The organism is Herbaspirillum sp. FG34 (genome assembly GCF_057809315.1).
Genome location: NZ_JBMDJS010000013.1, coordinates 1 through 26459 on the forward strand (window position 1 = coordinate 1; position 26459 = coordinate 26459).

Below are 26459 nucleotides of genomic sequence, written 5' to 3' on the forward strand. Positions count from 1 at the left end.
ACGCGGCCCTGCACTGGGTGACCGCGCAGCCGGACGTGGACGTCAAGCGCATCGCCCTGCTGGGCTGGTCGCATGGCGCCTCGACCGTGCTGGCCTCACTGAACCTGGCCGAAACCGATGTGGCCATCCGCAAGATCCAGCCGCGCGCGGCGGTGGCCTTCTATCCGGATTGCCGCCCCTACGCCAAGACCAACGAACCCTTCAAGCCGGCCGCACCGCTGCTGATCCTGATGGGCGAAAACGATGACTGGACCCCGCCCCAGGCCTGTGAAGCCATCGAACAGAAGATGCAGGGCAGCGATACCGAGATCGCCCTGCGTCTCTATCCGGACACCTATCACGACTTCGACGCCCCCGGTCTGCCGGTGCATGTGCGCATGGACGTGGCCGGCGTCGGCAAGCGCGGCGAAGGTGTCACCAGCGGAGGCAACCCGGATGCGCGCGCCCAGGCCTATCGCTCCATGCTCAACTTCCTGGACGCCAAGCTCAATTACTGAGACAAAGACCGCCGCGGCGTCTCGCGGATTTCGGTCAATGGCTTCACCAACGACAATGCCGGCCCCTTGCGGGAGCCGGCATTGTCGCTTTGCTCGACCTGTTTCTTCACATCGGCCGGAAACCGCCGTCCATCGGCGCTCTCCGGCTTGCCTTGCGGTCAGGCGATCAGGTCCTGCATGCCCTCGCCCAGTTCGGCCAGCGGCGGCATGTCCTCGGTGAAGGTGCCTAGGGTCAGGCCCAGCCTGGCGGCCACCTCGCCCGGGAAGGTCGATTCCAGTTCATCGGCCGAGTATTTGTTTTCCTCGGCGCGGGCGCGCCAGGTGGCCAGGTGGACGATGGCGGCGTACGCATCGAACTGACCTTCCAGCGGCTGCGGGAAAGCCTTGATGACCTGCGCGAACTCATCCGGGAAACGCCAGCGGCGCGCCAGCTCGGCTCCCACATCGGCAAAGTCGTAGCCGAAGGACTTGCGCTCCACATCGAGGCGACGGGCATCCAGGGGACCGGCCACCTTGTCCACCTGCAAGGCCTGCTCGGGCATGGCCGCGTGCATGACCAACTGGCCGATGGCGTGCATCAGGCCCACCGTGAAGGCGAAATCGGAATTGAGCTTGACCTCTTTGGCCAGCCACTTGGCGACCAGGGCGGTATCGAGGCTGTAGCGCCAGAACAGCTTGAGGTCCACGCCCGGCAACTTCTTGAAGCTGCCGGCCATGCCGGTACTGACCACCAGGGTGCGCACGGTCATGAACCCCAGCATCAGCACCGCATCATCGACGGTGCCGATGGTGCGCGAGACGTGGTAATAGGACGAATTCGCCAGACGCAAGATCTTGGCACTGAGGACCTGGTCGGCGGCCAGCTTCCTGGCGATCTCCTCGATCGAGACCGCGTCGTTGTTGAAACTTTCGATGACTTCCTGCACCACCTTCGGAATGCTCGGCAAGGCAGTTTGCTGCTGAAACAGTGCTTCCAAATTCATGCTTCTCTCCTGTAAGACGACCCCCAGACATCTTGCTCGCTCTTCGCTTGTCAGGACCACCCCCGTGGCATGCCCGGTCGGACGACGCCCGGCAACATCGACGGCAATCGCATCATCCCGGCTGCGCCTCGGCTGGCAGCCCTTTTTCTTCACCGGAAACCTGCAGAACTTCCCCCGGTTCAGTCATCGCGCCTTGAGTATAGCGTCAGCCCTTGTCATCAACACAAGGCTTTTTTGCGGTGCAGGAGAGCTTGCACAAATACAACAAGCAAAAATGATGCCACATGGCAACTTCGAGTGATTTCGTGTGGCCGTGCGCCGCATTTCACCAGCGGCCGGGAACCCCTGAAAAAACTGCCCACAGCAGCGCGCGCCAATGCGAAAAATCCGCATCCCGCAGCATTTCCGGCTGCATTGCCGTGGCTTGGCGCAGTTGTGCTTGCTATAATCGCCCATTCTCCGGAATTCCCTATATGACAGACCAATTTGCTAAAAAGGGCGAAGCCTGGTCGGCTCGCTTTTCTGAACCCGTCTCCGATCTCGTCAAGCGCTATACCGCATCGGTGTTCTTCGACAACCGCATGGCCCAGGTCGACATCCAGGGCTCGCTGGCGCATGCCGAGATGCTGGCCCACCAGGGCATCATCAGCGCGGCCGATTACGCCGAGATCCAGCGTGGCATGGCCCAGATCAAGGGTGAGATCGAGTCCGGCCAGTTCGAATGGTTGCTGGACCTGGAAGACGTCCACCTGAACATCGAGAAGCGTCTGACCGAGCTGGTCGGCGACGCCGGCAAGCGCCTGCACACCGGCCGTTCGCGCAACGACCAGGTGGCCACCGACATCCGCCTCTACATGCGCGGTGCCGTTGACGACATCATCGGCCTGCTGCGCGATCTGCGCGGCGCCCTGCTGGACCTGGCCGAGCAGCACGCCGACACCATCCTGCCGGGCTTCACCCACATGCAGGTGGCGCAGCCGATCACCTTCGGCCACCACGTGCTGGCGTACGTCGAGATGTTTGGCCGCGATGCCGAGCGCATGATCGACGCCCGCAAGCGCATCAACCGCCTGCCGCTGGGCGCAGCCGCCCTGGCCGGCACCACCTTCCCGATCGACCGCCTGCGCGTGGCCAAGACCCTGGGCTTCGACGACGTGTGCCGCAATTCGCTGGACGCCGTCTCGGACCGTGACTTCGCCATCGAATTCTGCGCCGCCGCTGCACTGGTGATGACGCACATCTCGCGCATGTCCGAAGAGCTGGTGATCTGGATGAGCCCGCGTGTGGGCTTCATCGACATCGCCGATCGCTTCTGTACCGGCTCGTCCATCATGCCGCAGAAGAAGAACCCGGACGTCCCCGAACTGGCGCGCGGCAAGACCGGTCGCGTCAATGGTCATCTGATCGCCCTGCTGACCCTGATGAAGGGCCAGCCCCTGGCCTACAACAAGGACAACCAGGAAGACAAGGAGCCGCTGTTCGATACCGTCGACACGCTCACCGATACCCTGCGCATCTTCGCCGACATGGCCCGCGGCATCAGCGTCAAGCCGGAAGCCATGCGCGCGGCGGCCCTGCAAGGCTACGCCACCGCCACCGACCTGGCCGACTACCTGGTCAAGAAGGGCCTGCCCTTCCGCGACGCCCACGAAGCCGTCGCCCACGCCGTGCGTACCTGCGTGGACAAGGGCTGCGACCTGGCCGACCTGTCGCTGGATGACCTGCGCGCCTTCTCCAGCCTGATCGGGGAAGACGTGTTTGCCGTGCTGACCCTGGAAGGCTCGGTGGCTGCACGTGACCATATCGGCGGCACCGCACCCAACCAGGTGCGTGCAGCCATTGCGCAACTGCGCAAGGAACTGAACTAAGCAAGACCTGGCACCACCCTTCGTCCGCAGGCCGGACGTTGTTCGCATGCCGCCGTGGCGCGCCCTACCCGGGCGCGTTGCAGCGGGTTGTAATTGCTGGCGCAGCCTGCCTTTTCGGGTATGCTGTGGCGGCTGTATCGAAAGAGGCCGCACAACGGTCTTCAGAGGATGGAGCACAAGTCCCGGCCATCCCGGGCGCCTTTTGCATCATCCTCGATGAAGGAATCACCCTGTGACGTCGCGCGACACTGTCGAGCGCGCCGTGATGCGGACGATTTCTACAATATCTAACTGAGGAGAGAACTCGATGCAATTCAATACCATGCTCAAGACCATTCCGGCCCTGCTGATCGGTGCCACCCTGTCGCATGCCGCGCTGGCTGCCGACATCAAACTGGGCGTCGCTGAAGCCCTGACCGGCCCGGCGGCCAAGTATGGCGTGGCCATCAAGAATGGCTTCACCCTGGCTTCCGAAGAGATCAATGCCAAGGGCGGCGTCAACGGCAACAAGCTGGCCCTGGTGATCGAAGACGAACAAGGCAAGAAGGAAGAAGCCATCAACGTCTTCAAGAAGCTGATCTTCCAGGACAAGGTACTGGCCGTCTTCGGCCCCACCCTGTCGAACTCGGCCTTTGCCGCCGACCCCATCGCCAACGCGGCCAAGGTCGTGGTCTTCGGTACCAGCAACACCGCTGACGGCATCACCGCCATGGGCCCCTTCACCTTCCGCAATTCCGTGATGGAAGCCGACGTGCTGCCCGTCACCGTCAAAGCGGCCGTGAAGCACTTCGGCATCAAGAAGGTCGCCGTGATCTACGGTAACGACGACGCCTTCACCAAGTCCGGCTACGACGTCTTCAAGGCCACCCTGGAACAGCAGAAGATCCCCGTCACCACCACCGAGGCCTATGCCAAGGGCGACGTCGACTTCAAGGCCCAGCTGACCAAGATCAAGGCCGGCAACCCGGACGCCATCGTCTGCTCCTGCCTGGCTGAGGAAGCCGCCAACATCATCCTGCAAACGCGCGCGCTGGGCATGAAGCAGCCCTTCATCGGCGGCAATGGCCTGAACTCGCCCAAGCTGTTCGAGATCGCCAAGGATGCCGGCGACAACACCCTGATGGGCAGCCCCTGGTCGGCCGAAAACCAGACCCCGGCCAACAAGGCCTTCATGGCAGCCTACAAGGCCAAGTTCGGTTCGGACCCGGACCAGTTCGCCGCGCAAGCCTATGACGCCATGTACATCATGGCCGATGCGATCAAGGGCGTGAAGCTCACCGGCAACCTGGCCAAGGACCGTGACGCCGTGCGCGTCGCGCTGCCGGCCGTGAAGATCGAGGGCGCCACCGGCAAGTTCGCCTTCCGCGCAGCACCGGCGGTAGCGGGCAAGCAGGTCGGCTTCGATGCGGACCAGGAAGCCATCGTCAACATCGCCAAGGGCGGCAAGTTCGTCCTGCTGAAGTAAGCAGCCCGAGGCCGTAACAACGGTCGCCTCCGGAGCACCGGCGGCGACCGTTTGCAAGTGATCGCGCGCCGCGCGGCGCTTGGCATCTCATCACCCATTGCAGGTTCCCATGTTAGAACAACAGCTCATCAATGCCCTCTCGCTGGGCAGCGTGTATGCGCTCTTCGCGCTCGGTTTCACGCTGGTCTTTGGCGTGTTGGGCGTGATCAATCTTTCGCACGGCGCCATCTTCATGCTGGGCAGCTATGCCGCCCTGCTGCTGGTGGAGCAGATGGCGCTGCCCCTGTGGGTGGCACTGCTGCTGGCCATGGTGGCCACCGGTCTGCTCGGCCTCATCATCGATGTGCTGGTCCTCAAGCCCTTGCGCCGCCGCAATGCACCGCACCTGATCCCGATGATCGCCACCATCGGCGTGGCCATCATGATCACCAACATTTCGCAGGGCATCTTCGGTGCCGAGAACAAGCGTTTCCCCCAGGGCACCATCCCTGAAGACAGCGTGAACCTGGGCAACCTGCACATCACTGCGGTCCAGGTGGCCATCATCGTGATTGCCTTCGTGCTGATGGTGGTGCTGCTGGGCGTGATGCGCAAGACCCAGCTGGGCCGGGCCCTGCGCGCCATCGCCGAGTCGCCCAAGGCGGCTTACCTGCTGGGCATCAACGTCGAGGGCCTGTTCCTGCTGACCTCCTTTGCCGCTGCGGCCCTGGGGGGGGCGGCCGGCGTATTGGTGGGCGTGTCCTTCAATGCGATCTCGCCCTTCATGGGACAGCCGATGCTGCACAAGGGCATCGCCGTCATCATCCTGGGCGGCATGGGCGATATCCGTGGCGCCATGATCGGCGGCCTGTTCCTCGGCTTTGCCGAGGTGTTGACGGTGGCCTATATCTCCAGCGACTTCCGCGATGCGGTGGCGTTCGGCCTCCTGTTCCTGATCCTGCTGGTAAAACCCTCCGGCATGTTTGGCAAAGTGCTGGAAAGGAAGGCATAAGATGGGCTTCATGGATTGGTGGGATGGCTTCTGGGCCACCTACAACACGGTCATTTTCAGCGTCGGCGTCAATGCCATGCTGGCGCTCTCGATCTACGTCACGCTCTCCTGCGGCCTGCTCTCGCTGGCCAATGCGGCCTTCATGGGAATTGGGGCCTACACTGCCTCGCTGTTGACGATGCAGTTCGACATGCCCTTCCCTGTTGCGCTGGCCGCTGGCGGCGTGTTGCCCGCGCTGGTGGCGCTGGTGATCGGTATTCCCACGCTGCGCTTGTCGGGCGTGTATCTGGCCATGGCGACGCTGGGCTTTGGCGAAGTGGTACGGGTCATCGTGCTGAACCTGGACATCACCGGCGGGCCCATGGGCCTGAATGGCGTACCGCCGCTGACCGAGTGGTGGCACATCGTGCTGCTGCTGGGCGTGACCGTCTACGCCCTGGCGCGCCTGCGCCGCTCCAAGACCGGCCGCGCCTTCGAAGCCATCAAGGAAGATGAAGTCGCGGCACGTCTGATGGGCGTGAACGTGGCAGGCTACAAGCTCTTGGCCTTCGTCATCGGGGCGGCCATCGCGGGCGTGGCCGGTGGCCTGAACGCGCACTTCACCTTCACCATCGGCCCCAACAACTATGGCTTCGAGAACGCGGTCGACATCCTGACCATGGCTGTCTTCGGCGGCACCAGCAACCTGGTCGGCCCGATGATCGGTTCGACCATACTCTCGCTGCTGCCGGAAGTGCTGCGTCATTTCAAGGACTTCCGCCTGGCCATCAATGGCCTGATCCTGATCCTGGTGGTGCTGTACCTGCCCAAGGGCATCTGGGACCCGCGCCGCATCCGCGCCTTCCTGGGCCGCAACGCTGAGAAGAAGGTGAAGTAATGCTTCTACAACTGAACGACATCAGCAAGAACTTCGGTGGCCTGCAAGTGCTGCAGGGTGTGAACTTCAACGTCAAGGAAGGCGAGATCTTCGGCCTGATCGGCCCCAACGGTGCCGGCAAGACCACCGTCTTCAACCTGATCACGGGCCTCTTGCGCGCCTCCTCCGGCAGCATCCGCTTCAATGACGACGACATCGGTGCCGTCGCCCCGCACAAGATCACCGAGCGCGGCATTGCCCGTACCTTCCAGAACATCCGCGTGTTCAAGGAAATGACGCTGCTGGAAAACGTGGTGGTCGGCATGCACGAACACCTGAACTATGGTGTGACCAGCATGCTGTTGAACCTTGGCGGTTTCCGCAAGGCCGAAAGTGAAGCCCGTGAACGTGCGCTGGAACTGTTGTCCTGGGTGCGCCTGGATCACAAGGCGCACATGCTGGCCGACAGTCTCTCCTATGGCGAGCAGCGCAAGCTGGAGTTCGCCCGTGCCCTGGCGACCAAGCCCAAGCTGTTGTTGCTGGACGAGCCGGTGGCCGGCATGAACCCGGCCGAGAAGACCGAGCTGATGAGCGAGATCGTCAACATCAAGGCGCGCGGTTTCACCATCTTCATGATCGAGCATGACATGCGTTTTGTCATGGGCCTGTGCGAGCGCATCGCGGTGCTGAACTTCGGCAAGATCATCGCCGAGGGCACGCCAGACCAGATCAAGAACAACCAGGAAGTGATCGAGGCCTATCTCGGCAAGGAAGAAGCATGAGCGCCAGTGGTAACAAGCAAGCCATCCTGCAGGTCGAGGACCTGGCCGTGGCCTATGGCCACATCGAAGCAGTCAAGGGCATCAGCCTGTCGCTGAACGAAGGCGAAATCACCGCGCTGGTCGGTGCCAATGGTGCCGGCAAGAGCACGTCGCTGTTGGCCATCTCCGGCCTGGTGAAGGCACAGCGCGGCCGCGTGCTGCTCAACGGGCAGGATTTGCTGCAGATGTCACCGCACCGCATCGTTGAATCCGGCGTGGTGCAGGTCGCTGAAGGCCGTGCCACCCTGACCACGTTGAGCGTCGAAGAGAACCTGGCCCTGGGCGCCTATACCCGCAAGGACAAGGAAGGCGTAGCGCGGGATCTGGAGTGGGTGTATTCCCTTTTCCCGGTGCTGAAGAACCGTGCAGCCGGGCTGGCGGGCAATCTCTCGGGCGGCGAGCAGCAGATGCTGGCCATTGGCCGCGCGCTGATGGCCAAGCCCAAGGTGTTGTTGCTGGATGAACCCTCGATGGGGCTGGCCCCGCTGATCATCCAGGAAATCTTCCGCATCGTGCAGGAGATCAACAAGACCGGCATGACCGTGCTGCTGGTGGAACAGAACGTGCGCCAGGCGCTGCGTATCGCGCAACGGGGCTATGTGCTGGAGACGGGCAAGATCGTGCTGGAGGATAGTGGCGCCAATCTGCTGGGCAATCCGAAGGTGGTGGAGGCTTATCTGGGTGGTTGATGGGCATGAATGTGGGGCCTGCGAAAAATAATAAAAAATTTTTCAATTAGGTGTTGACCATCAGCCTGATAGGCCTTAATATGCAGCCTCTTTCAAGCACAGCAAGTCACCGCTGATGCCAGAAGGCCCACGTGGCGGAATTGGTAGACGCGCATGGTTCAGGTCCATGTGCCGCGAGGTGTGGGGGTTCGAGTCCCTCCGTGGGCACCAAAATAGAAAAGGTCGATTGATGAAAATCAATCGGCCTTTTGTATTCTGGGGTCCACGAGCAAGGCGCCTGCGCGCCTTGCGGGAGGGACGAGAAAGTCCGGCCTTGCAAGGCCGGACGGGGTCGCGGGACGTGACCGAGTCCCTCCGTGGGCACCAAAATAGAAAAGGTCGAATGATGAAAATCATTCGGCCTTTTTCGTTTCGGGGGTTGGAAAACCGTTTTATTTATCGAGGGTTTTCTTTGAAAATTACTTCTTCAATTTTTTAGGTTTTAGGGGTCTTCTTCGCTCTTGGGTAGCGATTTTTTTATTAGTTTTTTCGGAGTAAAAAACTTGAAGAAAATAGGTGACAACTTAAAAGTTGTCCCTTAGAATGCAGCCTCTTTCAAGCAATGCAGTTTGAACGCATTGGCAGAAGGCCCACGTGGCGGAATTGGTAGACGCGCATGGTTCAGGTCCATGTGCCGCGAGGTGTGGGGGTTCGAGTCCCTCCGTGGGCACCAAAATAGAAAAGGTCGATTGATGAAAATCAATCGGCCTTTTGTATTTTGGGGACCGCGAGCAAAGCGCCTGCGCGCTTTGCGGGAGGGGCGAGAAAGTCCGGCCTTGCAAGGCCGGACGGGGTCGCGGGACGTGACCGAGTGCCTCAGTGCGCAGCAAAATGGAAAAGGTCGATTGACGCAAGTCAGTCGGCCTTTTGTATTTTTTTGGGGGGGCACATCATGACGGCTTAGTTATTCGAAGTGTCGTTTTTATTATTTCTTGCGCGCCGTGCAGAATACTCAGAGTCGATCAAGAAACGACATCCTCAATTCCCACGCTTGCCCACCACCTTGCCACCTGGTCGCTCCACCGCCCCCCGCACCTCAAATCGCACCCGATCCAGTTCCTTGCCGGCCTTGTCCTGCAACACCAGCACATGCTTGCCCGGCCAGGGCATCCAGTCGAAACTCAAGTCCTCCAGCGCAGGCGCAGACGTGCTCGCCACCACCTTCTGTGCCTTCACCCTGCCCGCCTGCATGACCTCCTGCGGCATCAGCTTGCCGTCCAGCATCCAGCGACTACCGACAGGCGCACCCTGGGCGCGGAAGCGGATGCGCTGACGCGCAGGCGGAATATCCGGGTCCAGTGCCGCCAGCATGCCCGTGGTGGGATAGGTGATGGCAGGACGGATATCGCGCGCATGCGCCAGCCGGATCTCGGCCTGCGCCGTGCCGGGCAGAAAATATTCCGTGCGCGCCGCTTCCACCTCCTGCTCATAACGGATCACCTGCGCCTGCACGCCAATTGGTTTGGCAGGCGGTCCGTTGCCTGCATCGCGGCCACCGTTGCGTCCACGCTCATGCAGATACTGCATGACTTCCTGCCACACCGGTGCCGCCCCCGTCACACCGGACACGTCCCACATCGGCGCACCAGAAGCGTTTCCGACCCATACCCCGACGGTATAACGCGAGGAATAGCCCACGCACCAGTTGTCGCGCATGTCCTTGGAGGTGCCGGTCTTGACCGCCGTCCAGATGCGCGTGGATAGCGCATTCTCCAGACCGAAGGTACGGGCGCGCGCACTGCGGTCCGAAAGAATATCGCCGACGATGTAAGCCGCATCTGGGTCCATGACCTGCATGGTGCGCGCTGTGGTACGGGCCTCATCGAGTCGCGTGCGCAATGGCGTGTAGCGCCCCTGATTGGCCAGCACGCGATAGGCATTGGCCAGGTTGGCCAGGGTCACATCGGCACTGCCCAACGCGAGGCTGTAGCCGTAGTAATCACCGCTCTCGCGCAGGTTGAAACCCAATGCCTGCAAGCGCCGGAAGAAGCGCTCCGGCGTCACCATCACCAAGGTGCGCACGGCGGGGATATTGAGGGAGGAAGCCAGTGAAGTGCGCAGGCTGACCAATCCCTTGTATTGCTTGTCGTAGTTCTGGGGGATATAGAGCCCCGCCGAAGTGGCAAGGTTGACGGGAGAGTCGTCCAGCAGGGAGGCTGCCGTCAGCCATTTCTTTTCGATCGCCAGTTCGTAGAGGAAGGGCTTGAGGGTCGAACCCGCCTGCCGCTGTGCGACTACACCATCCACATTGGCCGCCGCCGACAGCGGGCCGCTGGAACCAACCCAGGCCAGCACCTCGCCGCTGGCATTGTCGATGACGATAATGGCACCGTCCTCGATGTTGCGATCGGCCAGTCCGGCCAGTTGATGGCGCAAGACTTGTGTGGCAAAACGCTGCACGGGCGCATCGAGTGTGGAGCGCAATTGCTGGCCCGGTGCGTTCAGCAGCTTGCGCGCCAGATGCGGTGCCAGTTGCGGCGCTTCGCTGGTGCCCGGCAAATCACGTCTGGCTGACACGCGCGCCACGGCCAGCTCGGTGCGACCGTCCATGCCGCTGCACTGCTGCGCTGCCCCCTCCTCCTTGAGGATGGCGCAGGCACGTTCGGCCACGCGGCGCGGCGGCGCATTGGGCGCGCGGATCAAGGCGACCGCAATGGCGGCCTCACCCTGGTCGAGTCCGCTGGGATGCTTGCCGAACATCACCCGCGACAAGGCGTGCACCCCCACCAGTTCCCCCCGGAAAGCGACCAGATTGAGATAGGCCTCCAGGATCTGATCCTTGCGCCAACTGCGTTCCAGCGACTGTGCAATCCATGCCTGCGAAACCTTCTGCGTGAACGAACGCGCGCCGGACTTGCGGTGCAGATCGTCATAGAGCAAACCCGCCAGCTGCATGGTGATGGTGGAGGCCCCGCGTGTCCTGGTGTTCCACAGATTTCCCCAGGCAGAGGCGGCCACGGCACTCCAGTCGATACCGCTGTGCTGGTAGAAGCGTCGGTCTTCCGAGGCGATCAAGGCATGGCGCAGGGCCGGCGAGACGTCTTCCAGTTTGACCCAGGCCAGCTTGCGCTCGTCCATGTTGATGCGCATGCGCTGCAACAGCTCGCCATGACGGTCCAGCAGACTGGCTTCGGAGGGCAGGAAATCGCGCTGCACCTCGTTGAACGAAGGCACCGCAGCCGCCGCTATCGGCAGCAGCAAGGCCAACATCAGCGCGCCCCTTGCACACAGTGCGCCGGGCCGGGATATGCGTGTGGTCATGCCGATCACGGCGCTGCCTTCACGACCAGCTTGCCATTGGGGATTTCACCAAACATCTCGGGCGCGTACATCGCTTCCACCCGCGTGGGCGGCAGGTTGAATTCACCGGCATTGTTCAGACGCACGGTATAGCTGATGCTGGTGCGCCCCTTGGGCATGGCTTCGTAGTAGGCGCGATAGGCTTCGAAGCTGCGCTCTTCATAGGCCAGCCAGCCCATGCCATGCTCACGCGGGGCCGCCTCTTTGCCCTGTGCGATGACGGAGTCGCGCCCCAGGCCGGAACCCAGCAGGGTGGCACCGCCCGGCACCGGATCGCTGACCACCACCCAGGTCATTTCGGCCTGGGCATCGATGTCCAGCGTCACGCGCAGCACGTCGCCACGGGTGTAGACGCCGGCTTGCTTCTGCTCGATGGCCTCGACCTTGCGGGTGATGCGATAACCGGCGGCGAAGGGCTGCTTCAAGGGCACCGCGGCCAGACTCTGCAAGGTGACCCATGGTTTGCCATTCCCCTCTTGCACCACGCGTACGCTGCCACCTTGCGCATTGCCTTGCGGCCACGGCAACTGCAACTTGCCGCCGTTGGCTGCGCCGCTCCAGGCCAGGCTTTGCGTGGCGGCGCTGGCACCGTTCTGCTCCAGCGTGGCGCGGGTGGCACCGGTGACCGCTTCGGACTCGAACTTGCGGGCGAATTTCTCCAGCGCCAGGCTGCCCCAGACGTTGGCCGTGGTGGTGCTCCAGTGGCCGCGCTGCTGCCGGCCGATGGCGCCGGCGATCAGGCGCGGCATGTCCTCACGCCAGGCCGGGTTGTTCAGCTCCAGCAGGATCAGACGGTTGGCATTGGCATCGGCGCTGCTCATGAGCCACCACCAGTAATCACCCTCTTCATTGGAGAAGCCCATGCGCGTACCCTGGAAGTTCAGGCGGGCGCGCAGGATCTGGTCAGCTTGCTCCAGCTTCTTGTCGCGCTCGGGGATGGCGGCGACCCGCTGCAGGATGCCGATCCAGTCCAGCAGTGCCGATGTGGGCCAGACATTGGGGTTGATCTGGATCGAACCCAGCATCGCAGGCTGGACGCGGTTATAGCGCGACAGCGCTTCCAGCGCGGCCAGCTTGCGCACATCCAGATCCTTCTGCGGCGACCAGAATTCGCGCATGACCTTGCCTTCCACGAAGGCTGCCAGACCATCGAGCATCTTGTCGCGGCTGGCTTGCGGAATGGCGTAGCCGGCCTCGTTGGTGGCGGCCAGCAGATAGGCCGTCAAGGTATCGCTGCCCCGGCGCGCAGCACTGTCACTGGGCGGGAAGTAATAGGCCAGGCCGTCGCCGTCCAGATAGGTCGGCAGGTCCGCCACGATCTTCTGCCAGGCCGCTTCATCGCGCAGACCGATGGCCTTGGAGGTCTTCTGCTCCAGGCAAGCAAAGGGATAATTGACGAAGTAGCGGGTCAGGGCATCACTGCCACCGGCCAGGCTGGGCTTGAGCGAGATCGCCAGGCCACCGCGCCCGGGCAGGCTGTCGGCGGGCCGCGCCACGTTCATGGCAGCACTCTTGTCCAGCTGGAACAGCGTGGCCTGCTGCACCGTGACCGGCACGGCGGGCACAACGCGCTGGGTGAACTTCATCGCGTCACGCGCTTGCTGACCGCCCTGCTCCCGGGCGCTGATTTCCCAGGCCAGTTGGCTGATATCTTCGGGCGTCTGCACCGGCCACATGACTTCAGTGGACTGCCCGGCGGCGATCTTCACCTCACGTTCAGGCAGTGTCAGCGTACTGCTTGCAGTGCCCCCCTGCGCACGTGCGGCGACCTTGATGGTCATGTCGTGCGTGGTGGTGTTGCGTACGGTGACGGTGCCATTGAAGTTGTCACCTTCACGGACCAGCGGCGGCAGACCGGAAATGATCTGCACATCCTGCGTGGAACGGATGCTGACGCTGCCGGTACCGAAATCGCTGATGCCGTTCTCGGCGATGGCAACGATGCGGAAGGAGGTCAGCGCATCATTGAGCGGCACATCGAGTTGCGCCTTGCCCTCTGCATCCAGAGTGACGCTGGGCTTCCATACCAGCAAGGTATCGAACAACTCACGCGTGGGCGCACGACCACCGCCACCGCCGGCCGGGGTGGCCTTCTTGCCGTAGTGGCGCTTGCCGACCACCTGCATCTGCGCGGTGGAGGTTTCCACGCCATAGCTGCGCCGTTGCAGCATCGCGTGCAATACATCCCAGCTGCCATTGGGCTGCAGTTCCAGCAAGGCTTCATCGACGGCGGCGAGCGCGAATTCACCACCGGCGGCGGGCTTGCCGTTGGGCAGCTTCACCTGCACTTGTACTTTCGCCGTGGCGCGGATCGGATACGTCGGTTTGTCCGTCGTGACCGCCACCTGCAGACGATGGCCCGCATCACCGACGTTGACTTCGGCAATACCGAATTTCCAGGCCGGCTTGGAAAGATCGACGACGGGGCCCGGTCCCTGGTATTGGCGGAATTCATGCCACCAGTTGATCGGTTCCTTCCAGCCCCAGATGAAGAAGGAATACCACGGCACCTCGCGCATGCGGCCACGCACAGCCAGGACCGACACATAGACGTTGGGACCATACTCGGCCTTCATCGGCACACTGATGGCGGGATCCTGGCCGGACAGCTGCACCACGCGCGTATCGATGACGCCCTCACGTTCGACTGCTACCAGGGCGGTAGCGTGGCGGAATGGCATGCGTACCTGGAAGGTGGCGGTCTCACCGGGCTGATAACTTTTTTTCTCGGGCAGGATATCGATACGGTCCTGGTTCTCGCCATCGAACCAGACTTCGCCGCGTCCCGTGACCCACACCGAGGAGCGGGCGGCAGCGGCGTTGCCATGGCCATCCCTGGCGCTGGCGATCAATTCCACATTGCCCGCTTCCGACAATTCCGTCTCGCAGGTGAACATCCCGTGCGGGTCGCTCTTGCCGGAGCAGAGCTTGCCCAGGTCCTGCTTGCTCTCATCGTTTTCATACGCATAGAAGCCGCCGACCATGCGCTTGCGGTGCGAGTTGGTCTTGCGCGCCAGGCCACGGATTTCCACCGGCACACCGGCTTGCGGCTGGCCTGCGGTATTGAGGGTGACGGCAGTCAGTGTGAGCTTCTTCTTCACCGAGACCCAGTTGCCGGTGCGCAGACCGACCACCACGGCGGCAGGCCACAAGGGCGTAACGCTGGAGATGGTCTGCACCTCGCCATTGGGGTCGCTGTAGGTCATTTCGGTGAGCAGTTCCTGCGGGCGTTGCAGCGCGGGCAGTTTGCCGATCACGGCGCGGCCTGCACCGTTCTTGTCGAGCGTGACGGCCAGCTTGTCGGCGACGATCTTCTGGTCGTCCGCGTTGCTGTCGTCATCCTCGCGCGGGGCATCGAAAGAGAAACCGTCGTAACCGGACATGTTCAGCGACCGCGAGCGCAGCAGCGAGGACACCTGCACCGCCTGGTTGGCCGCTGCGCCACCGTTGATGTAGTTCAGCTGCAGGTCCAGCGGCAGTTCCTTGATGGCGACCTGCGCGCCCTTGGGAGGCGTGATGCGCCCCTGCATCAGCGGCAGGCGGAATTCCTCCACGCGGAAGGTACCGGTGACGTAGCTGCCACGGCCATAGTGATCTTCGTCATCATCGTCACTCTGCTCACCCGTATTGGACCTGACGCGTCCCTGGTCGAGCACGACTTCATAGCTGCCCAGCCTGGCTTGCCTGGGCAGGACGAAGGTGGTCTCGGCGCTCTTGTTGCCGCGCCAGGTCAGCGGGAACTGGTATTGCTGGCCACTGCCGAGATGGCTGATGCGCACGCGCGTGGGCAGGTCTTCCTTGCGCATCAGGCCAAAGCCTTGCATGGTCTCGGTGCGGATGACGTGCTTCATGGATACCGTTTCTCCCGCACGGAACAGGGTGCGATCGAAGATCGTGGTAGCGCGCGTGGTGACCGACTTGTCCATGTCGGTGGGCAGGTTGAAGCGCCAGGATTCGATGCCCTCGTTCCACGAGGTCAGCGCGAAGGCCATGTCCTGGCGCCCCTTCTCGTCGGTCTTGCGGGCGCTGACGAAGAGGCCATTGACCTTGTCGGCGTTCTCGGGGCTGTAGCCACGGTTGGCGCAGGCATCTTCCAGCACCGGCATCATGGCCACGCCGCTGGCATTGGTCCGGCCCTGCCAGAGCTGGGTGCCGTCGCAATTGGAGACGCGGATCTCGGCATCGGCCACCGGCCTGGCATCATCCAGTCGGGTTACCCAGACCGCACCATTGACGCGACCCAGCTTGACGTGCACCGACAGGTTGGTCACCAGCGCGCTGGTGCGCACGTACATCGGCTGCGGCTTGCCCAAGAGCGAGGCACCCAGTTTCTGCGATTCCAGTTCGACCACGTAGAAGCCGGGGTCCTTCAGCGGAATGCCGATCACTTCAAACGGCCATTGGCCATCCTTGGCGTCCTTCTGCGCGGGCAGATCGAGTTTCTTCGCGCCCGGTTCCCTGGCCAGCAGGCTGACGCTGCGCGTATCTATCTTCTTGGGATCACCCCATTTCTCGTGATATTTGTTCAGGCGCGTGAGCCAGGCGATGACGGCCTTGTCGCCATCGACCTTGAGGTCGGCCACCTGGCCGGGCATGGCGAGGCCATCCTTGCCGCGCACCAGCAGACCGGCTTCCACGCGGCGCAGGGTGACTGGCAACGTCGGATCGGCGTTGAGTTCAATGATGCCGAAGGGCGCGGCCGGGAATTTGGCCAGCGGCGGGAAATCGGCCAGCGCCGACTTCAACGGGAAGCTGCCCGCATTGGCCAGCGTACGCCCATCCTCATCCTTGAAGCCGGAGGGCAGGCTGATGGTGAAGTCGGATTTCTCCGGGAATGGCGGCTTGAAGCGCAGCTCGCGCACCGCTTCATCCTTGTCGCCTTCCAGGGTCGGCTTGATCTTGCCGGTGGTGGCGTTCATCACCACCTGTTCGGCCAACTTGCGCGGCACCGGGGCCGAGAACGACAAGGTGACCGGCAGGATCGGCGAGCAGGCCGCATTGGCGTTCTCGCGCTGGCACGACAGGCTGGCGACGAATTCGCTGCGCACCTGGAAATTGAAGACCTGAGGCTTGGAGGTGACGATGGAAGGCGCATTGGCGGCGGCGATGCCGCGATCCCAGACCAGTTTCACGTGCGCCTCGTTGGGCAGGCGCTGCTGGCACTGCACGATGGTCACCGACGCCGGGTCCACGCCTTTGGCGAACTGCTGCAGCAAGGCCTTGCGATCAGCGTCTCCGACGGCTTTGGTGGGGATGCGCTCGTTGATGCCTTCGGCTTCGCAATACAGGTGCTCGCGCACCGTGGCCTCGGTGGCCGGGCCGTTCTGGAACAGGATGAAGGCCTGGTCCTCGGTGATCCGGGCGCCATCGTAGGGCTGTACGCGACTCACGGCCGGGCCGCCCGTGCTGAACTGGAAGCGCGTCTTGCCGCTGACGGTATTGCCGGCCTGCGAGCGTACGTCGCCGCGCAGACTGAAGCTGCAGCGCGTACCGGGCGGCAGGTCGCGTTCGAAGTCGTAGACCCAGTTCTTGTCATCGACCCAGCGCGCCGTGCCGCTGACGGCGCAATCGGCATCGAAGGGTGAGGCGGCCTTGGGATCGCCGAACTTGATCATCGATTCCGAAAAGCGCGCCCGTACCTGGCGGATGCGCTGCACGTCGCCCTGTGGCGAAAAGGACAGCACGCTGGCATTGGCGGCCTGCGCCGCCGGAGCAGTGAGCACAGTGGCCGTGCCCAGCGTGACCAGCAACGCAGCCGCCGCCAGCAGCCCTCGCAGCGGGTGGCACAGGGCCGTGAACCATGGACGGCCTGTGGCCATGCCGTTTTCCGTTTGCTTCATCTTGTTCTCTCCGGATCAATCTTGTCTTGATGACAGCCACAGGACGCTTCCCCCTTGCGGCAACGCTGGCGCTCAGACTGGAATAACGGCAAAACGTTTCCGATTTACAGCTTGCACTGCAAAAAATCCAGGAAACAGCTGATGCGGCGTGACAGTTGGGTGTTGTGATAGTAGACCGCCGAGATCTTCTGGCGAAAACCGCTATCGTAGTGCTCCATCAGCCGCACCAGGCGCCCGGCGGCCAGATCGGCAACGGTCATGAAGTCGGACAGGCAGGCAATGCCCTGCCCCTGCAAGGCCAGGTGACGGAGGGTCTCGCCACTGGAGGCGCGGATCGCCGGGCGGACCTGGTAGCGGTCCCCGGCGGTATGGCGCAGCGGCCAGTGATTGAGGATGTCTGGCTGGGAAAAGCCGATCAGTTGGTGCTGCTCCAGCGCTTCCACCGACTCCGGCGCGCCGTGGCGGGCAAGGTAATCGGGACTGGCCACGATGTTCAGGCGCGCCGAACTCAGGGGCCGCGCATGCAGGGTGGAGTCCTGCAGTTCGCCGATGCGGATGGCAATGTCGGCGCGCTGCTCCACCAGGTCAATGAAGCGGTCATTGGTGGTCAGCTCCAGTTCGATGTCCGGGTAGGCTGCGCGGAAAGCCCCTACATGCGGAACAATACAATGCAGCATGAAAGGCACTACCGCATCCACACGCAGCTTGCCAACCGGCTTGCGGGTGCGCATGCGCACCGTGTCTTCGGCTTGCTCCATGGCGGCCAGGATGGCGCGCGCCTGCTCCAGGAAGGCTTCACCCTCTTCGGTCAGTTCCATGCGGCGCGTGGTACGGGTCAAGAGGCTCGCGCCCAGCTTCTCTTCCAGCCGCGACAACGCCCGGCTCACCCCTGAGGTGGTCTGCTCCAGCACCTCGGCGGCCGCCGAGAGCGTGCCCGCCTCCACCACGGCGACGAAGGTGCGCAATTCCTCGGACTGAATGCTCATTGTTGACTCCGGATCAAATATTCTTTGATTTTAACGGTATTTTTCTCAACAAAGTCTGCGCGCACAATCCTTCATATCGCTGGCAATCCAACTCGGATCGGTCAGCTCGCCCCCCTCACCTATCAAGGATTGCCATGCCAATTGCACTTTGGGCGCTGACCATCAGCGCATTCGCCATCGGAACCACCGAATTCGTCATCATGGGCTTGTTGCCCGAGGTGGCCAACAACTTGGGCGTGAGCCTCTCGTCGGCCGGTCTGCTGGTGACCGGTTATGCGTTGGGTGTCTTCGTCGGGGCTCCGCTGGTCACCGCCACTACCGGACGCCTGCCGCGCAAGACCTTGCTGATCGCATTGATGGTGGTCTTCGTCATCGGCAACCTGGCCTGCGCCATCGCGCCGGACTATGCCACCCTGATGATCGGGCGCGTGGTGGCGTCCTTTGCCCATGGTGCCTTCTTCGGGGTCGGCTCGGTGGTCGCGACCGGCCTGGTCCCCAAGGAAAAGCAGGCCTCGGCCATCGCCCTGATGTTCACCGGCCTGACGGTGGCCAACGTGCTGGGCGTGCCCTTCGGCACCTGGCTGGGCCAGAGCTATGGCTGGCGTGCCACCTTCTGGGCGGTGACCGCCATCGGCGTGATCGCGCTGGCCGCCACGGCCGTGCTGGTGCCTCGCTCGCAAGGCGGAGAAGAAGCCGACTTCGGCAAGGAAGTGCGCGTGCTGATGCGCCCGCAGGTAATGCTGGGGCTGTTGATGACGGTACTGGGCTTTGGCGGCGTGTTTGCGGCCTTCACCTACATTGCCCCGATCCTGACCGACATCAGCGGCTTCTCGCCCACGGCGGTCTCGCCCATCCTGCTGCTGTTCGGCCTGGGGCTGGTGATCGGCAATCTGGCCGGCGGCAAGCTGGCCGACAAGAAGCTCATGGCGACCCTGCTGGGCAGCCTGGTGCTATTGGCCGCGGTGCTGTTGCTGTTTGGCCTGACCAATGGCAACAAGATCGCCGCTATCATCGGCGTGGGCCTGATGGGCATGGCCGCTTTCGCCACCGTGCCGCCGCTGCAGATGCGCGTACTGGAAAAGGCGACCGGCGCGCCCAACCTGGCCTCCTCGGCCAACATCGCCGCCTTCAATCTGGGTAATGCCGCCGGTGCCTGGCTGGGCGGTGTGACCATCGATCATGGCCCGGGCCTGCATGCGGTGCCTTATGTCGCTGCACTGCTGCCGCTGGCGGGCATCGTGGTAGCCCTGGTGAGCTGGAAGATGGATGCCAGCCCGGTCGCGCTGTCCCGCACCGAACGCACCACGACCTGCTGATCCCCGGAGAGCGCCATGACCCATTCCGCAATCGCTACCCCGCCGCAGCGCCACACCGCCCTGGTGGTAGGTGCCCACGGCGTGATCGGTAGTCAGTTGATCGCACACCTGCTATCCCTGCCGCAATGGGAGGTCATCGGCCTCTCGCGCCGGGGTGGCGAATCCCGCAAGCAGGCGCGACTGCGCTACGTCGCAGTGGACCTGCTCGATGCCGCCGACACCGAACGCCAGCTGGCACCGCTGGAACAGGTCACGCACGTGTTCTATGCCGCTTACCAGCACCGGCCCAACTGGAGCGAGCTGGTCGCGCCCAACCTGGCCATGCTGCAGCACACGGTGCAGACGGTGGAAGCCCGTGCGCCGGGCTTGCGGCATATCAGCCTGATGCAGGGCTACAAGGTCTATGGCGGCCATCTCGGTCCCTTCAAGACGCCGGCACGCGAGAGCGATGCGCAGTTCATGCCGCCCGAATTCATGTTCGACCAGCAGCGCTGGCTGGCGCAGCGGCGCATTGATTCAGGGTGTAACTGGAGCTGGTCGGCACCGCGCCCGGCCGTCGTGGGAGGCGCGGCCCTGGGCAATCCGATGAACCTGGCGCTGGCCATTGCACTGTACGCCTGCATGAGCAAGGCGCTGGGGCTGCCGCTGCGCTTTCCCGGCAAGCCCGGCGCCTACGACAAGCTGGTCGAAATGACCGATGCCAGCCTGCTGGCCAAGGGCACCGTATGGGCGGCCACCACCGAGACCGCGGCCAACCAGGCCTTCAATTTCGGCAATGGCGACCTGTTCCGCTGGAGCGAGATGTGGCCCAAGATCGCCCGTTATTTCGGCATGGAAGTCGGTACGCCGCTGCCGCTGAAGCTGGCCGAGGTGATGGCCGACAAGGCGCCCTTATGGGAAAGGATCGTCACGGCGCATGGCCTGAAGCAGCATCCTTATGCTTCACTATCGGCGTGGGAATTTGCCGATTTCGTGTTCTCCTGGGACTACGACATGTTTGGTGATGGCAGCAAGGCGCGCCGCCTGGGCTTTCATGAGTATGTGGAAAGCGAGCAGATGTTTTATCAGCTCTTTGATACCTTCAAGGAGCGCAAGATCATTCCGTGGTCCTGATGCCTTGCCTCGCCTCGGCGGATGAAAAAAAGAGCTTGCCGCAGCAAGCTCTTTTCACATCTGCCTCCATGAAACTGAAGCAAAAGGTCAGGCACCCTTCTTGATCCAGGCCGCCAGCTGATGCGGGCCCAGGCCGTCATATTCTTCGAACGGCTGGTGAATCCACGGGTTGGTCGGCAGGTAGTCGATGTGGAAGTCAGGTTCCACCACCGAGCAGGCCTTCCACCACAACACGGCACTCTTGATCTCGGTGACGGCAGGGTAATGTTCCTTCAGGTGGACCATCACCTTCTGCAGGGTGACGCCCGAATCGACCAGGTCGTCCACCAGCAGGATGCGGCCACCCAGGGTTCCCTTGGTGATGGTGATGTACTTGGCGATGTCCAGGGAGCTGCGGATGGTGCCGGCCGCTTCACGGTAGGAGCTGGTCGAGAGAATGGCCAGCGGGACATCGAAAATGCGCGACATCACGTCACCCGGGCGCAGGCCGCCGCGCGCCAGGCACAGCACCTGGTCGAACTGGTAGCCGGATTCGTAGACCTTCAATGCCAGTCGTTCGATCAGGCGGTTGTAGTCGTCCCAGGAGACCCAGAGGTCTTTGTCGTCAGAGATCTTCATATTCTTGATTGCTTCGTAGTGCCTTGTGCCGATAACGGCGATTGCTTGGTGAATTACTTGAACGGATGGCGCAGGACGATGGTCTCTTCGCGGTCCGGGCCGGTGGAGATCATGTCGATGGGCACGCCCACCAGTTCCTCGATGCGCTTGATGTAAGCGCGGGCGTTGGCCGGCAGAGCGTCCAGCGTCTTGGCGCCGACAGTGGTCTCGGACCAGCCGGGCATTTCTTCGTAGATCGGCTCGCAGGCAGCGGCTTCTTCAGCGCCGACCGGGAAGATGTCGACGGTCTTGCCGTTGAGCTTGTAGCCGGTGCACAGCTTCAGGGACTCCAGGCCATCGAGCACGTCCAGCTTGGTCAGGCACATGCCCGAGACACCATTGATCTGCACCGAGCGCTTCAGCAGGGCGGCATCGAACCAGCCGCAGCGGCGCGCACGGCCGGTGACGGTACCGAATTCATGACCAACTGACGCCAGGTGCTTGCCGGTGCCGGCATCCGTCGGCAGTTCGGCCGGGAACGGACCCGAACCGACGCGGGTGGTGTAGGCCTTGGTGATGCCCATGATGTAGTGCAGCATGCCCGGACCCACGCCCGCACCGGCGGCGGCATTGCCGGCCACGCAGTTGCTGGAGGTGACGAACGGATAGGTGCCGTGGTCCACGTCCAGCAGGCTGCCTTGCGCGCCTTCGAACAGGATCTTGCCGCCGGCCTTGTGGATGGCGTACAGGTCGCTGGAGACGTCGGTGACCATGGGCTTGATGCGCGGCACGTTGGCCAGGGCATCGTCCAGGGTCTTCTGGTAGTCCACCGGCTGGGTCTTCAGGTAGTGGGTCAGGACGAAGTTGTGGTAGTCCAGGTTGGCCAGCAGCTTTTCGGCAAAGCGCTTTTCATTCAACAGGTCAGCCACGCGGATGGCACGACGGGCCACCTTGTCTTCGTAGGCCGGGCCGATGCCCTTGCCGGTGGTGCCGATCTTGTCGACGCCTCGGGCGGCTTCACGCGCCACGTCCAGGGCCACGTGATACGGCAGGATCAGCGGACAGGCGTCCGACACCTTCAGGCGCGAGCACACTTCCACGCCGGCGGCTTCGAGCTTGTCGATCTCGCGCAGCAGGTCGGGCACCGACAGCACCACGCCGTTGCCGATGTAGCAGGCCACGCCTTCACGCATGATGCCCGAGGGAATCAGTTGCAGCGCAGTCTTCTTGCCGCCGATGACCAGCGTGTGGCCGGCATTGTGGCCGCCCTGGAAACGCACCACGCCTTGGGCGTGATCGGTCAGCCAATCGACGATCTTGCCCTTACCTTCGTCGCCCCATTGCGTACCGATGACGACGACATTCTTTGCATTGCTGTTCTGTAACATGACTCAACCCAAGTTTTTGATAATCCAGTTTCCATTGCTGAAATCGAGTGCGCGATCGCAATCGAATTCGTCCTGATCGTTTTCGTGGCCGGGAAGGCTTTGGATCACGATCTCTCCCGCTTGCCGCAATTGCGCTATTTTCTCACGCAGACCGGCGTCCCTGCCCCAAGGGGCGAGGATGGCGCGTTTTCGTTCTGCGCCCGGCATCAGTCGTGCCAGTTCACGCAGGTCCAGGGAGAAGCCGGTGGCCGGCCGCGCACGGCCGAAAGCTTCACCCACATGGTCGTAGCGGCCGCCGCGCACCACCGCATTGGGCAGGCCCGGCACGTAGGCAGAGAACATCACGCCGCTGTGGTAATGATAGCCGCGCAGGTCGGCCAGATCGATGGTGACAGCCGCGCCTTCATGGCCGGCAGCCAGTTCCACCACGGCCTGCAGCTCGTCGAGCGCCTGGCCGATGCCAGGCAGAGCCGGCAAGGTGATGCGGGCGCGCGCGATGACGGAAATGTCGCCATACAGGTTGGGCAGCGCAAGCAAGGCGGCGCGAGTACCGTCCTGATAGCCGGCGGTGATTTCCTTCAGGCCAGGCACATCCTTGGCCTGCAGCAGGCCGAAGAGCTGCGCCTCGTCGCGCTTGGCGGCGGCATCGTTGGCAATGATGGCGCGCAGCACGCCGACGTGGCACAGGTCCAGGCGGATGGTGCGCATGCCGGCCAGGGCCAGCGAATTCAAGGCCAGTTCCTGGATCTCGGCATCGGCTTCGATGCCGGCATGGCCATAGATCTCGGCACCAATCTGGATTGGTTCGCGGGTGGCGTGCAGGCCGGTCGGGCGAGTATGCAGGACACTGCCGGCATAGCACAGGCGGGTGACCGAGGCGCGATTGAGCAGATGGGCGTCGATGCGCGCCACCTGCGTGGTCATGTCGGCGCGCACGCCCAGAGTGCGACCGGAGAGCTGATCAACCAGCTTGAAGGTGCGCAGGTCGGTGTCCTGGCCGGCGCCGGTGAGCAGCGATTCGAGGTATTCCAACAGCGGCGGCATGACCATTTCGTAGCCATAGAGGCGGAAATTGTCGAGCAGGCGCCGGCGCAGTTCCTCGATCTTGCGCGCTTCGGAGGGCAAGACATCGGCGATGTTTTCGGGAAGAAGCCAGTTAGGCATAAACAAAAGTCAAAGCAGAAAAAAACGGTTTGCGTACTTGCGTGATGCGGATGACAACAAGACAAGCAGGCGCCCAGACGAACAATCGGGGCGGTCCGCAAATGCCTGCCGCCCCTCATCTTGTATTCCGGGAAAATTGCACCCCGGAACATTGTGTCCGACCAAAAAAGGAAAGATGCCCTTTACCAGCGGCATCCATCCGGTTCGCCCTGCCCGCCGCAAACCTGCGGCGGCGCAGAACACTTCACATTATCGCCTGTTAAGCAGATTTTTACTTCTTCGCAGCGCTGGTGGCGCCGCCGCCCACTCCCTTGAAGTACTTGAAGAACTCCGAGCTCGGATCCACGACCAGGAGATCGTGACGGTTCTTGAAGCTGGCGCGGTAGGCTTCCAGGCTACGGTAGAACTTGTAGAAGTCGGGGTTCTGGCCGAAGGCCTGGGCGTAGATCTGGGACGCCTTGGCGTCACCGGCACCGCGAATCTTTTCGGATTCGCGGTAGGCTTCGGCCAGGATCACCACGCGCTGGCGATCGGCATCGGCACGGATCTTCTCGGACTCGGCCGCACCGGTGGAACGCAGCTCATTGGCCACACGCACCCGCTCGGACTTCATGCGTTCAAACACCGAATTGTTGATCTGGTCAACGTAGTCCACGCGGCGCAGGCGCACGTCGATGACTTCGACGCCGATCTGCTTGGCTTCGTTGGCCACGCGGGCCTGGATGGCGTCCATGAGGTTGTTGCGCTGGCTGGAGATCACTTCGCGTACGGTGCGCTTGGTGATTTCATCGTTGAGCGCCGCCTTGACGATCTGCGAAAGGCGATCCTGGGTACGACGTTCGTCGGCGTTGAAACTGACGTAATACAGACGCGGATCGACGATGCGCCACTTGACGTAGGCATCAACCAGCACGTTCATCTTTTCGGCGGTGATGAAGCGGTCTGCATCAGGGGTATCGAGCGTCTGGATGCGCTTGTCCACGTACATCACGCTCTGGAACGGTGGCGGCAGCTTGAAGTGCAGGCCGGGTTCGGTGATGACCTGCTTGACTTCACCCAGGGCGAAGACAATGGCCGAGGAGCGCTGATCCACCACGAAGATGGTGGACGACGCCAGCCAGATCGCCACCACGGCGACGATGACGGAGGTAACGAGGCGGCCCATCAGCGCACCTCCCTTTCGCGCGCATCACGGGGATCGCGGTTTCTCGAATCTCGCATCAGCTCGGAAGAATACACGGTGTCGTTTCCTGCAGTCGAAGTGGTGGACGCCGCGCCCGCAGAGGGCTGGACGGTCGCCGAAGCCTGCGCCTTGCCACCGGCCGGGGTCGCTTCGCTGGCGCTTTGCTGGATCAGCTTGTCCAGCGGCAGATACAGCAGGTTGCTGCCGCTCTTGGCATCAACCATGACCTTGGTGGTGTTGGCAAAGATTTGCTGCATGGTTTCCAGGTACATGCGCTCGCGGGTGACCGCCGGCGCCTTGGCGTAGGCTTCTTGCACCTGGGTGAAGCGGGAGGCATCACCTTCTGCATTGGCGACCACGCGGGAGCGGTAGGCCTCGGCTTCTTCCAGCAGGCGCGAGGCGGCGCCGGATGCGCGCGGGATCACGTCATTGGCATAGGCCTGGCCTTCGTTCTTGAGGCGCTCGCGATCCTGACCTGCCTTGACGGCGTCGTCGAAGGCGGCTTGCACCTGTTCAGGCGGTTGCACGCCCTGCATGGTGACGTTGGTGATCTGTACGCCGGACTTGTAGCGGTCCAGGATCTGCTGCATGCGCTGGCTCACGTCCAGCGCGACCTTTTCACGGCCTTCATAGAGGACGAAGTCCATCTTGCTGCGACCGACGATTTCACGGATGGCGGTCTCGGCGACCTGGCGTACGGAGTCATCCGGGTCGCGGTTGCTGAACAGCCATTCTGCGGCGTTCTTGAGCTTGTACTGGACGGCGAACTGGATATCGATGATGTTTTCATCATCGGTCAGCATCAGGGATTCCTTCAGCTGCTTGTTGCGCACATTGCCGCGATAACCGATCTCGGCAGTACGCACCTGGGACATGTTGACGATCTCGTGGCCCTGGATGGGATACGGCCAGCGCCAGTTGAAGCCCGGCAGCGTGGTGTGGCTGTAGCGACCGAAGGTAGTGACCACGGCGGTCTGACCTTCCTGCACGATGAAGAAACCGCTGGCCAGCCAGAGGAAAGCCACGATCACGGCGATGACGCCCACGCCGATGCCGGCACCCTTGACGTCGCCACGATTGAAGCCACCGCCACCGTTGCCGCCGTCGGATCCGCCACCGCCCTTGCGGCCCAGGAGGCCGGCGATGCGCTGGTTGAAGTCGCGCCAGAGCTGGTCGAGGTCAGGCGGGCCGTCATTGTTGCCGGACGGTTTTTCGGGCCGTTTGTCGCCGTTATTTCCGTTATTCTGATTCTCGCGGTTGTCGTTTTGCGAACCACGTCCCCATTGGGGGTCGTTCAACGAAAACTTGACACCGATTTTCCTGAATAAAGACACAAGCATGCGTTTGCGTTCCGGCTGAAGTA

The 26459-nt window shown here is 62.7% G+C and carries 18 protein-coding genes and 2 tRNA genes; 11 read left to right on the top strand and 9 right to left on the bottom strand.

Annotated features, from left to right (window positions below; translation table 11 throughout):
- On the top strand, positions 1–497 hold a 497-nt coding region (locus ACODSZ_RS16290; protein WP_488928055.1), incomplete at its 5' end, for a dienelactone hydrolase family protein.
- Between the two features lie 158 nt (positions 498–655).
- Here ACODSZ_RS16290 and ACODSZ_RS16295 read toward each other — a convergent pair.
- A complete protein-coding gene (locus tag ACODSZ_RS16295; RefSeq protein WP_008329834.1) occupies positions 656–1480 on the bottom strand; it encodes an HDOD domain-containing protein in 825 nt (274 codons plus the stop codon).
- Positions 1481–1953: 473 nt separating this feature from the next.
- On the opposite strand from ACODSZ_RS16295, the gene argH reads away from it, so the two are divergent.
- The 8 genes from argH (at position 1954) to ACODSZ_RS16335 (ending at position 8882) form a co-directional block, all read left to right on the top strand.
- A complete protein-coding gene (argH, locus tag ACODSZ_RS16300; protein WP_175344596.1) occupies positions 1954–3348 on the top strand; it encodes an argininosuccinate lyase in 1395 nt (464 codons plus the stop codon).
- A gap of 307 nt (positions 3349–3655) precedes the next feature.
- Complete coding sequence (locus ACODSZ_RS16305; RefSeq protein WP_488928056.1) at positions 3656–4813, top strand: ABC transporter substrate-binding protein; 1158 nt, start codon at positions 3656–3658, stop codon at positions 4811–4813.
- A gap of 109 nt (positions 4814–4922) precedes the next feature.
- A complete protein-coding gene (locus ACODSZ_RS16310) occupies positions 4923–5804 on the top strand; it encodes a branched-chain amino acid ABC transporter permease (protein ID WP_008329841.1) in 882 nt (293 codons plus the stop codon).
- Position 5805: 1 nt separating this feature from the next.
- The gene (locus tag ACODSZ_RS16315) at positions 5806–6681 is read left to right on the top strand and encodes a branched-chain amino acid ABC transporter permease (RefSeq protein ID WP_488928057.1); all 876 of its coding nucleotides are present in this window, start codon (positions 5806–5808) and stop codon (positions 6679–6681) included.
- On the top strand, positions 6681–7442 hold the full coding sequence (locus ACODSZ_RS16320; protein WP_008329843.1) for an ABC transporter ATP-binding protein: 762 nt from the start codon (positions 6681–6683) through the stop codon (positions 7440–7442). The genes ACODSZ_RS16315 and ACODSZ_RS16320 overlap by 1 nt, the downstream gene beginning before the upstream one ends.
- Positions 7439–8170 carry an ABC transporter ATP-binding protein gene (locus ACODSZ_RS16325; RefSeq protein ID WP_175344598.1) on the top strand — a complete coding sequence of 244 codons (732 nt, stop codon included), beginning with the start codon at positions 7439–7441 and terminating at the stop codon, positions 8168–8170. The genes ACODSZ_RS16320 and ACODSZ_RS16325 overlap by 4 nt, the downstream gene beginning before the upstream one ends.
- Before the next feature lie 125 nt (positions 8171–8295).
- A tRNA-Leu gene (locus ACODSZ_RS16330) sits at positions 8296–8380 on the top strand.
- Between the two features lie 417 nt (positions 8381–8797).
- A tRNA-Leu gene (locus tag ACODSZ_RS16335) sits at positions 8798–8882 on the top strand.
- Between the two features lie 305 nt (positions 8883–9187).
- On the opposite strand, the gene pbpC is transcribed toward ACODSZ_RS16335, so the two are convergent.
- From pbpC to ACODSZ_RS16350, 3 genes are all read right to left on the bottom strand, one after another.
- Complete coding sequence (gene pbpC / locus ACODSZ_RS16340) at positions 9188–11470, bottom strand: penicillin-binding protein 1C (protein WP_488928058.1); 2283 nt, start codon at positions 11468–11470, stop codon at positions 9188–9190.
- 5 nt (positions 11471–11475) lie between these two features.
- Entirely contained in the window at positions 11476–17349 is a 5874-nt protein-coding gene (locus ACODSZ_RS16345) for an alpha-2-macroglobulin family protein (RefSeq protein WP_488928059.1), read from the bottom strand.
- Between the two features lie 104 nt (positions 17350–17453).
- A complete protein-coding gene (locus ACODSZ_RS16350; protein ID WP_488928060.1) occupies positions 17454–18335 on the bottom strand; it encodes a LysR substrate-binding domain-containing protein in 882 nt (293 codons plus the stop codon).
- Positions 18336–18469: 134 nt separating this feature from the next.
- Here ACODSZ_RS16350 and ACODSZ_RS16355 point away from each other — a divergent pair, with 134 nt between their 5' ends.
- Both ACODSZ_RS16355 and ACODSZ_RS16360 read left to right on the top strand, forming a co-directional pair.
- Positions 18470–19651: an MFS transporter gene (locus ACODSZ_RS16355; protein ID WP_488928061.1), complete on the top strand. Its 1182-nt coding sequence runs from the start codon at positions 18470–18472 to the stop codon at positions 19649–19651.
- A gap of 15 nt (positions 19652–19666) precedes the next feature.
- Entirely contained in the window at positions 19667–20764 is a 1098-nt protein-coding gene (locus tag ACODSZ_RS16360) for an SDR family oxidoreductase (RefSeq protein WP_488928062.1), read from the top strand.
- An 87-nt stretch (positions 20765–20851) separates the two neighbouring features.
- On the opposite strand, the gene ACODSZ_RS16365 is transcribed toward ACODSZ_RS16360, so the two are convergent.
- From ACODSZ_RS16365 to hflK, 5 genes are all read right to left on the bottom strand, one after another.
- Positions 20852–21382 (bottom strand): phosphoribosyltransferase, encoded by a 531-nt coding sequence (locus ACODSZ_RS16365; protein WP_008329857.1) that lies wholly within the window; start codon positions 21380–21382, stop codon positions 20852–20854.
- Between the two features lie 53 nt (positions 21383–21435).
- On the bottom strand, positions 21436–22749 hold the full coding sequence (locus tag ACODSZ_RS16370; protein WP_088753376.1) for an adenylosuccinate synthase: 1314 nt from the start codon (positions 22747–22749) through the stop codon (positions 21436–21438).
- Between the two features lie 3 nt (positions 22750–22752).
- A complete protein-coding gene (locus tag ACODSZ_RS16375) occupies positions 22753–23913 on the bottom strand; it encodes an ATP phosphoribosyltransferase regulatory subunit (protein WP_488928063.1) in 1161 nt (386 codons plus the stop codon).
- A gap of 271 nt (positions 23914–24184) precedes the next feature.
- Positions 24185–25078, bottom strand: a complete 894-nt coding sequence (hflC, locus tag ACODSZ_RS16380; RefSeq protein ID WP_175344312.1) for a protease modulator HflC — start codon at positions 25076–25078, stop codon at positions 24185–24187.
- Complete coding sequence (gene hflK, locus ACODSZ_RS16385; protein ID WP_008329866.1) at positions 25078–26436, bottom strand: FtsH protease activity modulator HflK; 1359 nt, start codon at positions 26434–26436, stop codon at positions 25078–25080. Before hflK ends, hflC begins: the two co-directional genes overlap by 1 nt.
- Between the last annotated feature and the right edge of the window lie 23 nt (positions 26437–26459).

Coding starts and splice junctions, on each gene's coding strand:
- ACODSZ_RS16360 (WP_488928062.1), top strand. CDS start 19,667: ATGACCCATTCCGCAATCGCTACCCCGCCGCAGCGCCACACCGCCCTG.
- ACODSZ_RS16365 (WP_008329857.1), bottom strand. CDS start 21,382: ATGAAGATCTCTGACGACAAAGACCTCTGGGTCTCCTGGGACGACTAC.
- ACODSZ_RS16345 (WP_488928059.1), bottom strand. CDS start 17,349: ATGAAGCAAACGGAAAACGGCATGGCCACAGGCCGTCCATGGTTCACG.
- ACODSZ_RS16305 (WP_488928056.1), top strand. CDS start 3,656: ATGCAATTCAATACCATGCTCAAGACCATTCCGGCCCTGCTGATCGGT.
- hflC (WP_175344312.1), bottom strand. CDS start 25,078: ATGGGCCGCCTCGTTACCTCCGTCATCGTCGCCGTGGTGGCGATCTGG.
- ACODSZ_RS16320 (WP_008329843.1), top strand. CDS start 6,681: ATGCTTCTACAACTGAACGACATCAGCAAGAACTTCGGTGGCCTGCAA.
- ACODSZ_RS16350 (WP_488928060.1), bottom strand. CDS start 18,335: ATGAGCATTCAGTCCGAGGAATTGCGCACCTTCGTCGCCGTGGTGGAG.
- ACODSZ_RS16315 (WP_488928057.1), top strand. CDS start 5,806: ATGGGCTTCATGGATTGGTGGGATGGCTTCTGGGCCACCTACAACACG.
- ACODSZ_RS16325 (WP_175344598.1), top strand. CDS start 7,439: ATGAGCGCCAGTGGTAACAAGCAAGCCATCCTGCAGGTCGAGGACCTG.
- argH (WP_175344596.1), top strand. CDS start 1,954: ATGACAGACCAATTTGCTAAAAAGGGCGAAGCCTGGTCGGCTCGCTTT.
- pbpC (WP_488928058.1), bottom strand. CDS start 11,470: ATGACCACACGCATATCCCGGCCCGGCGCACTGTGTGCAAGGGGCGCG.
- ACODSZ_RS16355 (WP_488928061.1), top strand. CDS start 18,470: ATGCCAATTGCACTTTGGGCGCTGACCATCAGCGCATTCGCCATCGGA.
- ACODSZ_RS16370 (WP_088753376.1), bottom strand. CDS start 22,749: ATGTTACAGAACAGCAATGCAAAGAATGTCGTCGTCATCGGTACGCAA.
- ACODSZ_RS16310 (WP_008329841.1), top strand. CDS start 4,923: ATGTTAGAACAACAGCTCATCAATGCCCTCTCGCTGGGCAGCGTGTAT.
- ACODSZ_RS16295 (WP_008329834.1), bottom strand. CDS start 1,480: ATGAATTTGGAAGCACTGTTTCAGCAGCAAACTGCCTTGCCGAGCATT.
- ACODSZ_RS16375 (WP_488928063.1), bottom strand. CDS start 23,913: ATGCCTAACTGGCTTCTTCCCGAAAACATCGCCGATGTCTTGCCCTCC.
- hflK (WP_008329866.1), bottom strand. CDS start 26,436: ATGCTTGTGTCTTTATTCAGGAAAATCGGTGTCAAGTTTTCGTTGAAC.